The 10,266-nt window shown below is 74.7% G+C and carries 4 protein-coding genes and 1 pseudogene; 4 read left to right on the top strand and 1 reads right to left on the bottom strand.

The window, feature by feature from the left end; genetic code table 11:
• Nucleotides 1-181: 181 nt before the first annotated feature.
• Entirely contained in the window at nt 182-3,211 is a 3,030-nt protein-coding gene (locus tag ABH940_RS34505; protein WP_370067940.1) for an FHA domain-containing protein, read from the bottom strand.
• Nucleotides 3,212-3,637: 426 nt separating this feature from the next.
• Between ABH940_RS34505 and ABH940_RS34500 the strand changes: the two genes are divergently transcribed.
• From ABH940_RS34500 to ABH940_RS34485, 4 genes and pseudogenes are all read left to right on the top strand, one after another.
• A complete protein-coding gene (locus tag ABH940_RS34500; RefSeq protein WP_370067938.1) occupies nt 3,638-5,476 on the top strand; it encodes a serine/threonine-protein kinase in 1,839 nt (612 codons plus the stop codon).
• A gap of 253 nt (nt 5,477-5,729) precedes the next feature.
• Nucleotides 5,730-7,016: pseudogene (locus ABH940_RS34495) on the top strand (serine/threonine-protein kinase); the annotation flags it as partial.
• Between the two features lie 1,277 nt (nt 7,017-8,293).
• Nucleotides 8,294-9,406 (top strand): peptide chain release factor 2, encoded by a 1,113-nt coding sequence (gene prfB / locus ABH940_RS34490; protein ID WP_370107079.1) that lies wholly within the window; start codon nt 8,294-8,296, stop codon nt 9,404-9,406.
• 284 nt (nt 9,407-9,690) lie between these two features.
• Nucleotides 9,691-10,209, top strand: a complete 519-nt coding sequence (locus ABH940_RS34485) for a hypothetical protein (RefSeq protein WP_370067934.1) — start codon at nt 9,691-9,693, stop codon at nt 10,207-10,209.
• Nucleotides 10,210-10,266 lie beyond the last annotated feature (57 nt).

The following is a 10,266-nucleotide window of genomic DNA, read 5'->3' as shown; positions in this document are numbered from 1 at the left end:
GGTCCCCACCCCCCCCGGGGGGGGGGGGGGGGGGGCCCCCGCGGGGGGGGGGGGGGGCGCGGGGCCCCCCCGGGGGGGGGGGGGGGGGGGGGGGGCCCCCCCCGGGGGGGGGGGGGGGGGGGGGGGGGCCCCCCCCCCCCCCGCGCCCCTGAGGTATGTACAACCGACCCGGCTGCAAACGCTAGAGCAGCTTCGGTATCGGCGGAGCGCCCAGCGACTCCGCTGCCCGCTGCAACGCGCTGGCGAGCAGCGCGAGGTCGGTGGGGCCGTTGCCCAGTTCGCGGACCGGGCGTTGGGTCGGGGGTTCGCCGAGGCTCGTCCAGTCCAGCGGGGTGACCGTCGGTCGCAGCGTCGCGGTACGCGGAATGCGGCCGGTGATGCGCGCGGACTGGAAGGCGCTGACCCCGCCGTCCGGGTGGCGGGCCAGGCCGCGGCCGGGTTGGTCGTCGGCGAGGGCCGCGGCGTCCTCGACGTGGATCAGCAGGGCCGAGGCGACCGGGGAGTCGGTCCGCAGGGCGACCCGCAGTTGTGCGGCCTCGTCGACCGCTGTGCCCGCGCCGCGTTCCGGGTGGGAGGTGGTGACGGCGAGGCGCACGCCGAGCCGGGGGCCGCGCTGGGCGACGTCCTCCAGGACATGGGCCAGCGGGGAGCCGAGCAGCTCGTCCCAGTCGTCGACGGCGACGACCAGGTGGGGGAGTGGCTCGGCCTCGACCGCGACGGCGCTCTGCGTCGCCTGCTGCGGGTAGTCGTCGGCGGCGCGGCGCGGCGGGGCCAGCCGCGCGAGCGCGCGCTCGGCGTGCCACGCGGCGAACGAACGGCCCTGCAACAGCGAGGCGCGGCGGTCCAGTTCGGCGCTGAGCCCCTGCGCGGCGTCGCGCAGACCGGGGCCGTCGGTGGTGGCCACATGGCCGATGACGTGCGGGAGTTCGACGGCGGGGGCGAGGCCGTGGGCCGGATCCTGCGGCGGGCGGCCCTCGATCAGCAGCAGGCCAAGCCGGTCCGGGCGTTCGGCGACGGCGAGTGACGCCAGGAGTGACCGGAGCAGTTCGGTGCGGCCTGACTGGGGTGCGCCGCCGATCAGCAGATGGTCCGTCAGGTCGAAGGAACAGCCACCGTCGCGGGCGACGCCGACCGTCGCGGTCGGCACATCGCCGGAGCTGAGCCGCAGGTCGGCCCAGCGGGCGGAGATCTTGGCCGGGGTGACCAGGTCGAGATCGAGCAGGTCGAGCAGGCGGGCGGCCTCGGGCAGGGCGGCACGGGTGCTGCCCGGACGGCGGGCCGCGTCCTGCTCGCGAAGCGGGGCGAGGGCGCGGGCCAAGCGGCCGGCCCACGCGGCGCCGACCGCGTCCAGAGCGACCCCGGCTACCAACTCCCGCTCGGGCGCGGCACGGTGCTGTCCGGCCGCACCTCGCGCGGCGGAACCGGCCGAGGGGGCGGGGCGCTCCATGTCGAGCAGGGTGCCGACCTCGCCGGAGATCTGCACGACGGCTCCGCAGCCCTGCGGCAGCGCCTCCGGGTACTCGTCGAGGTGGAGCACGTGGATGCCTCGGGCGGGGCCGTGGGCCAGCAGTTCGGCGATGGCCTCGCGGGCCTCCTCGCTGCCCGGGTCACCGTCGATGACGATCACGGTGGCCCGACCGCGCGGGCCCGGATGCGCGTGAACCGACGCCGCGCCGGAGGCGGCGACCGGAGCGGCGTCCTCGCCCCAGCCGGGGGCCAGTTCGCCGAGTCGGGCCAGGGCCTGCTGGGCGTCGAAGGCGGTCAGCGCGCGGCACGGCTGTCCGTGGGTAGGGCGCAGATGCGGCAGCCAGGGCAGCCAGGACCAGGCGTCGGTGCGGTCGTCCAGCGGGCGGGACTCGTCGGCCGAGATCAGCACCAGCTCCAGCGCGGACGGTGCGTGCAGCACCGCGAGCTGCGCCAGCAACGCCCGGACCAGGCCGGTCAGCCGGGGACGCGGGCCGGTGAGACCGAGGCTGCCCGCCGCGCGCAGGTCCAGGGTGACCGGCGTGTGCGCGCGGGTGCCGAGGCGGAGCACCAGGGCGTCGGGGTGGTCGAGCGTGCGCTCCCAGAGCCGGGGGCCCGGGCCGATCGCGGTGAGCAGCACCTCCGCCGGGTCGGGCCAGCGGCCTGAGTCGCGCGGCGGGGCCTGCGCCGGGACCACGGCCGCGGGCTGGGCGGGACGGCGCAGGCCGAGGCCGATCCGGAAGCCGCGCCCGTGCGTCAGCTGCGGCCGACCGCCGGAGCCGGGATCGGACGCGCCACCGGCCGGGGCGTCGGACGCGGACACCGCCGAGGCTCCCGACGGGTGTTGAGGAGCGTGGTTGCGGGCGCGTGGTGCGCGCGGTGCGCCCGGTGCGGCCTCGGGCGCCGACGGCAGCATGCCCGTGCCGGAGGCGGTGCGCCCCGAAGGACGGCCCGGACCACCAGCGGCGCTGAGGCCGCCCGGACCACCCGAGAAGCCAGGACTGCCGCCCGGCGCGAAGGCCCCGGCGCGGGTGGGGACTTGGACCGTGCCGTGGCCGTCGGGCACGACATCGGCCCGGTCCGGCGAGGCGGGGACGACCCGCAGCGCGCTCTCGCCCAGCGCGATCAGCGCGCCCGGCGGCACCGGACGCGGCTCCGCGCCGACCGGCCGGCCGTCGAGCTCGGTGCCGTTGGTGGAGCCGGTGTCCGCGATCGTGACCCGCCCGTCGGCACCGACCTCCAGCGCCAGATGGAAGCGGGAGACGTCCGGGTCGTCCAGCGGGACGTCGGCGTCGGAGGAGCGGCCGACCACCACCCGGCCCGGGTGGAGCAGATGGATGCCGCCCGCGTCGGGGCCGCCGACCACGTGCAGCGCCGTGGTCGCGCCGCCGGGCTCGGCCGCGTCGTCCGGGTCAGGCGCGTCCAGGCGCAGCACCGCGCCGTCGACCAGCGGCGGGTGACCGAGCACGGTGTGCTCGTCGAGGCGGCGGCCCTGGGCGTAGAGATGGATGTGCGTGGCCGCGCGACCGGCGCGTCCGCCGGGACGCGCCCCCACCGCACCCGCGAGCGCCCCCGCGACCGCGCCGAGGGTGGTGCCCACCGGCGCACTGACCAGCACGTCCGCCACGGGGACGGAGGCGTCGCCACCGGAACGGTGGGCCGTTGCGACATGCGGGAGCGACGTGTGTGCCGTCTGCGACGGCGAACCGCTCTCGCGCGGCCCAAGCACGGTCAGCCGGATCTGCATGCGCCCTGCCCCTTCCGCCCGCACGCGATGGTCGTCGCCACGGTGTCGGATGCATCCTCCCATCCGCCACCGACAGTTCGCGCACAGCACCCGATCGGATGATCTTCGGAACGTATCAGTGCGCCCCGGGCGTCCTAGGGTGCGGCACCGGCATGCGGAACGCCCCGTCGCCGTCGCCCCGCCGAGTTCTGCCCCCAGTCTTGTCGCAGTCTTGTCGCAGTCCTGGCGGGGTGTTGTCGAGGTGTCGGCGAGGCCCCGTCGGCGCTTCTGCCAGGTCCGTGTCAGGATCTCGGCCGGATCGCCGCCTGCACGACACGACGGCGGCTTCGAACGCCGTTAGAGTTGCCGAAAACGCGAGCAGCCCCCATGGGGCCGGGGGACCGGCCACTCACGGCGCGGGACAGATGGCACGACGAGGAGCGCACGGTGCGGCCGGTTGGCAGTAAGTACCTGCTGGAGGAGCCGCTGGGACGCGGCGCCACCGGGACGGTCTGGCGTGCGCGGGTCCGCGAGGACCTCGACGCCACGGCGAGTGGCGACGGTCACAGCCTGGGCGTGGTCCCCGGTGCGGCCGTGGCGATCAAGGTCCTCAAGGAGGAGCTGGCCACCGACCCGGACGTGGTGATGCGGTTCCTGCGCGAACGCGCGGTGCTGGTGCGCCTGGTCCACCCGAACGTCGTCCGGGTCCGCGACCTGGTGGTCGAGGGTGAACTGCTGGCCCTGGTCATGGACCTGGTCGACGGCCCCGACCTGCACCGCTATCTCCGCGCCCACGGCCCGCTCAGTCCGGTGGCCGGTGCGCTGCTGATGGCGCAGATCGCCGACGCGCTGGCGGCCAGCCACGCCGACGGCGTCGTGCACCGCGACCTCAAGCCCGCCAACGTGCTGCTGGCCACGGTCGACGGACCGGACGGCGGCACCATGCACCCGCTGCTCACCGACTTCGGCATCGCCCGGCTCGCCGATTCGCCCGGCATCACCCGCACGGCGGAGTTCGTCGGCACGCCCGCGTACGTCGCGCCCGAGTCGGCCGAGGGCCGGCCGCAGACGGCCGCGGTCGACATCTACGGCGCGGGGATCATGCTCTACGAGCTGCTCACCGGTCAGCCGCCGTTCCGGGGCGACGGCGCGCTGCAGATCCTGCAGGCGCACCTGTCGCAGCGTCCGGAGCGGCCGCGGTCGATGCCCGAGCCGCTGTGGACCGTGATCGAGCGCTGCCTGGAGAAGGACCCGGCGCGCCGCCCGTCCGCGGTCGCGCTGGCCACCGCGCTGCGCACGGTGGCGGCGGGGATCGGCGTCCACGCCTCGGTCAGCGAGATCGAGGCGGCCAACGCGGTGGGCATGCTGCTCACGCCGCCGGTCCAGCCCACTCCGGCGGGCTCGGAGGATACGACGCTGCCGCGCGGCGTCCCGTCCTCGGCCGACGGTTACCCGCCCTCCGCACTGACCGAGGTGCTGCCGCACGGCGGTTACGGTCAGGCTGCGAGTGCTGCGAGTGCTGCGACGGCGGCTGGCTTCGCTGCCTCGGCGGCGGACCCGACGGCGGTGCTGCCGCAGAGTCAGGGGCAAGGCCCAGGACAAGGTCAGGCGCAGGGCCACGGCATGGGTCCGGGCCAGGGCCGTGGCTTCGGCCAACCCGCCGATCCCACCGCGGTGTTGCCGCAGGGTCAGCTCGGCGGCGGGCAGCAGCCCCTGCCGGACGGACCCCATCCCTGGGAGTCGCAGCTGCGCGCCGCACGGCACCGGAACGAGCAGACCCAGGTCGGTCAGCTGGGCGAGTTCGGGGTCGAGGACCCGTTCGCCGCGCCGCCGCAGGTCGCGCCCGCGCCGTACCGGCCGCAGCAGGCCCGCGCGCAGGCGGCGCAGGCCCAGCGTGGGCGTCCGCAGGTCGCGCCCCCGGTGTACCGCCCCGAGCCGGAGCCCGCCCCGCAGCCCGCGCGTCGCGCGGCGGAACGTGCGCCCGAGCGTGCGCCCGAGCGCGAGCGGGAACGCGAGCCGGAGCCCGCGCCCCGGCGTGAGCGTGCGCCCCGGAGGCGGCATCACATCCCAGGCAGCGGCTGCCTGAAGTTCCTGCTGGTCCTGATCATCGCCGGGTTCCTGATCTGGGAGTTCTCGCCGCTGCACGGCTGGATCGACCACATCGTGGGCACCGTCGAGGGCTGGTGGCACCAGGTCTCCAACTGGTTCCAGCAGATCACCAACACGGCCAACAAGGTCAAGCACACGGTCAACCAGATCCCGGGCACGGGGAGCAGCGGCGGCTGACGCCCCGTCGCCGGCCTCTGCCCAAGCCCCTCCTGGGCCCGGACGTGTTGCCACGGCGAGGGGTTGCAGGACGGGGTCGGATCCCAGGTTTGACGATTTGTCGACACCTGACGGCCCGTCCACCCCCTGCTGTCCCCCAAACGGCTCCAAGCCGCGTACTTTGGTCGCTGACACCGACGCTGGTCGACCGGCAGCCGTCGTCCCTATCGGCGTGCGTCGGTCCCAGCAGCCTCAGATCGCGCACGGAGCAGCCTTGGCACGCAAGATCGGTAGCCGTTACACCGCGCACACGGTGATCGGCCGTGGCTCGGCGGGCACCGTCTGGCTCGGCGATGGCCCGGAGGGTCCGGTCGCCATCAAGATCCTGCGCGAGGACCTCGCCTCCGACCAGGTCCTGGTCGGCCGGTTCGTGCAGGAGCGCACCGCGCTCACCAGCCTGGACCACCCCCGGGTGGTCGGCGTGCACGACCTGGTCGTCGACGGCGACGACCTGGCCCTGGTGATGGAACTCGTCCACGGCAGCGACCTGCGCTCCCGGCTGGAACGGGAGGGTCCGTTCACCCCGCAGGCCGCCGTCTCGGTCGCCGCCGACGTCGCCGAGGGGCTGGCCGCCGCCCATGCGGCCGGGATCATCCACCGCGACGTCAAGCCCGAGAACATCCTGCTCGACCAGGCCTCCAGCCCCGGCCCCGGCGGAGTGCCCCGCGCCAAGCTCTCCGACTTCGGCATCGCCCGCCTGGTCGACGCGCCCCGCCGCACCAGGAACACCCGGATCATCGGCACGCCCGACTATCTGGCCCCGGAGATCATCGAGGGCCTGGAGCCTCGCGCCGCGGTCGACATCTACGCGCTGGCCACCGTCCTCTACGAGCTGCTCGCCGGGTTCACCCCCTTCGGCGGCGGCCACACCGGTGCGGTGCTGCGGCGCCACGTGACCGAGACCGTGCCGCCGCTGCCCGGTCTGCCGGAGCCGCTGTGGAAGGTGCTGGCCCAGTGCCTCGCCAAGGCGCCGGCCTCGCGCCTGCGCGCCACCGAGCTCGCGTCCGCCCTGCGCGACCTGCTGCCCGGCCTGGCCGGACTGCCCGCGCTGCGCATCGCCCACCCCGACGCCCCGGACGTCCCCCCGCTGCCCGGCTACGACCCCGACATCCCGGCCGACTACGACGAGGACGAGGACGACCACGACGAGGGCGGGGACGGGGACTGGGACGACAGGGACGACCGGGGCGCCTTCGCGCGGTCCGCGGCCGAGGGCGCCCACCGTGGTTCCGGCTCTGCGCAGCGTCGTCGCCGGGGCGCGGCCGTGCCGCTGGTGCCCAGCAGCGCGCCCGACTCGACCCGCGAGACCCACACCAACCTGCGCCGCCCGCGTCCCGAGGACCTGGCCGCGCTCGCCGAGGCCTCCCGCGCCCAGCGCAACGGCCTCGGTGGTCTCGGCGGCCTGGGTGGAGCGCTCGGCGGTCTCGGCACCGGCCGGGGGCGCATCCCCGGCGGATCCCAGCGCAGCGGCGCCGGAGGCGCGGCGGTCCGGCGTCGTCGCCGGCTGCTGGCCGCGGCGGCCGTGGTCGTCTGTGCGGTCACCCTCCTCGGCGGCTACGCCGCACTGTCCGGCTCCGGTGACGGGAACCGGGACAATCCCGGCGACGCCGCCTCGCCCACCGCCCACCAGAGCCGGTCGGCCGGGCTGCCGCAGGCCCCGGTGGCAGGCCAGAGCGACGCCACCGACGCCGGCGGCACGGCCCACCTGCCGAGCTGGGCCTCCTGGTCCGACGCGCCCACGCCGCCGGCCCCGCTGGTCAGCGGCGTCCGCGCGCTGCGGCTCGGCACCACCGGCACCGTCTTCGTCTTCGGCACCGACGCGACCGGCGCCGTCCGCTACGTCACCCGCAACGGCCAGGCCTTCGGCCCCTGGGGCAAGTTGACGGGCATACACGTCAGCGGCGAGCCCGCACCGGTGGCGCTGCCCGACGGAACGCTGCGCCTGTTCGCGCGCGGCACCGACGGCCTGATCTACCTGCGCGACCTCGCCCCTGACGGCAGCTGGACCCCCTGGAGTCAGCTCGACGGTCAGATGCACGTCGACGCGCCCCCGGCAGCGGTCGCCACCGGCTCCCGGATCGACCTGGTCGCCCGGGTCGGCAGCGGGCTCGCCACCACCTCCTACGTCAACGGCGCGTGGACCGCCTGGGCGGCGGTCTCCACGGTCGGTGCGATCGGCGGGACGCCCACGCTGATCGGCGAGAGCGGGGGCCGGGTCGACGCCTTCGTCACCACCGCCTCGGGCACGGTCCAGCACACGCTGCTTGCCGGCGGTCTCTGGCATCTCGCCCGCCCGGTCACCGGCGTGACGGCGGCCAACCGCGTGGAGGCGGTTCAGGACGCCTCGGGCGGGCTGTTCGTCTTCTCCACCGGCACCGACTACGCGGCGTCCAACGGCGCCGGTCAGTCCTGGCTCGGGGCCTCCCTGCCCAGCGCGCCGGACTCCCCGTACGCCGCGGCGGCCTGCGCGGACGCGGGTGGTCTCGTCCTCTTCCGGGTGACCTCCTCGGGCAGCCTCCAGTTCACCCACGGCCGCTAGGCCCTGTCGTCAAACTCGCGTCGGATCAGCCCGGGTTGTCTGGTGCGGCCAGCTGCAAGGCGGAGGGTCGCCCTCGTACTGGGCCGTACTTGGGCGATGCGACAACGCAGCGTGGGGGCACCCCCTAGCCGAAGGCCGGGGGAGGCCGTGCCAGGCAAGCCGGGCCCGGCGGGAGTTTGACGACAGGGCCTAGGCCCTGGCGCGGTAGGCAGCTTGCCACTCTGCATTAGGCTTGGCCTGTGGCAGCCATTGATCCTTCCGAAGAGCTCAAGTCCCTCGAATCGACCATCGGGTCGATCGAGGCAGTCGTCGACCTGGACAAGCTCCGGGCCGACATCGCGGTCTTCGAGGAGCAGGCCGCCGCACCGGACCTGTGGGACGACGTCGACAACGCGCAGAAGATCACCTCCAAGCTCTCCTACCTCCAGGGCGAGCTGCGCAAGATCCAGACCCTGCGCAGCCGGATCGAGGACCTCGGCGTCCTCTTCGAGCTGGCCGAGGCCGAGGGCGACGCCGAAGCGCGCGCCGAGGCCGAGAACGAGCTGGAGTCGGTCCGCAAGTCGGTCCAGGAGATGGAGGTCCGCACCCTCCTCTCCGGTGAGTACGACGCCCGCGAGGCGCTGGTCAACATCCGCGCCGAGGCCGGTGGCATCGACGCGGCGGACTTCGCCGAGCAGCTGATGCGCATGTACCTGCGCTGGGCCGAGCGCCACGGCTACCCGACCGAGGTCTACGACACCTCCTACGCGGAGGAGGCGGGTATCAAGTCCGCGACCTTCGCGGTCAAGGCCCCCTACGCCTACGGCACCCTCTCCGTCGAGCAGGGCACCCACCGCCTGGTCCGGATCTCGCCGTTCGACAACCAGGGCCGCCGTCAGACGTCGTTCGCCGGCGTCGAGGTGCTGCCGGTCGTCGAGTCCAGCGACCATGTCGACATCGACGAGAAGGAACTCCGGATCGACGTCTACCGCTCCTCCGGCCCCGGCGGCCAGGGCGTCAACACCACCGACTCGGCGGTGCGCATCACCCACCTCCCGACCAACATCGTCGTCTCCTGCCAGAACGAGCGCTCGCAGATCCAGAACAAGGCCTCGGCGATGAACGTCCTCCAGGCCAAGCTGCTGGAGCGCCGCCGCCAGGAGGAGCGCGCCGCGATGGACGCCCTCAAGGACGGCGGCAGCTCCTGGGGCAACCAGATGCGCTCGTACGTGCTGCACCCGTACCAGATGGTCAAGGACCTGCGTACCGAGTTCGAGGTGGGTAACCCGCAGCAGGTGCTGGACGGTGAGCTGGACGGCTTCATCGAGGCCGGCATCCGCTGGCGCAAGGAGCAGGAGAAGGCCGCTTCGTAGATGCCGGCCGAGATGAACAATCGGCGCAGCACCGAGGCGGGCATCCGGTGGCGCAAGGAGCAGGAGAAGGCCGCTTCGTAAGCGCGCCGACGGACGTTCCGGCGCACGCCTTCACGGGGCCTCCACGGGCCCCTGACGGGGCCTCCACCGAGCATCTGGAGAGTCAGTAGGGGCCCGGCGGTCACAAGTTGACCGCCGGGCCCTCGTCACACCATGCTGTCGCGCGGCAGAGCCTTAAGTGAGTCTTTTGTGCGAAAGCCGCACGAAGTACGGAAGGGGCGGAAGTGGCGCGGGGACACCGGAGAAAGAGCGGCGGTATACGTGTCGCGGGCGTTGCGCTCGCGCTTGCCGGGGCGGGGCTGACGGTAGCGGGGGCGGCAAACGCCGCGACGACGACGCAGCCCGCTCCGAGCGCCTCACCGTCCACGGGAAGCAGCGGGGGTCTCCTCGGTGGGCTTCTCGGCGGCGGCAGCGGAAGCGGTGGTGACGACGGCGGCCTCGGCGGCAGCGCCAGCGCCACGCCGTCGGGGAGCGCGACGCCCTCCGGCTCGGCGTCCGCCACGGGATCGGCCTCCGCCTCGCCGTCGGGCTCGGCGTCCGCGTCGGCCTCGGCGTCGGACAGTGCGAGCAGCAGCGCCGCGCCGACCTACGCCGTGCCGACCCAGGCTCCGGCGCGGACCCAGCTCGCGGAGACCGGTGGCGGCTCGGACACCACGCTGATCCTCGTCGGCGGTTTCACCTTCGTGCTGGGCGGCCTCGTCTTCCGCTTCGGCCCGCGCGCGGCGAACGCCCGCAAGCACTGAGGCACCGGCACGACGTACCGGCACGACGCATGCAAAGGGCCCGGGCTTCCGACCGAC

Source organism: Streptacidiphilus sp. BW17, from assembly GCF_041262485.1.
Taxonomy (GTDB): Bacteria; Actinomycetota; Actinomycetes; order Streptomycetales; family Streptomycetaceae; genus Streptacidiphilus.
This window is presented reverse-complemented; position numbering and strand designations above follow the sequence as displayed.

Excerpts from the sequence above, each read along its gene's own strand:
- ABH940_RS34505 (WP_370067940.1), bottom strand. The coding sequence starts at position 3,211 with ATGCAGATCCGGCTGACCGTGCTTGGGCCGCGCGAGAGCGGTTCGCCG.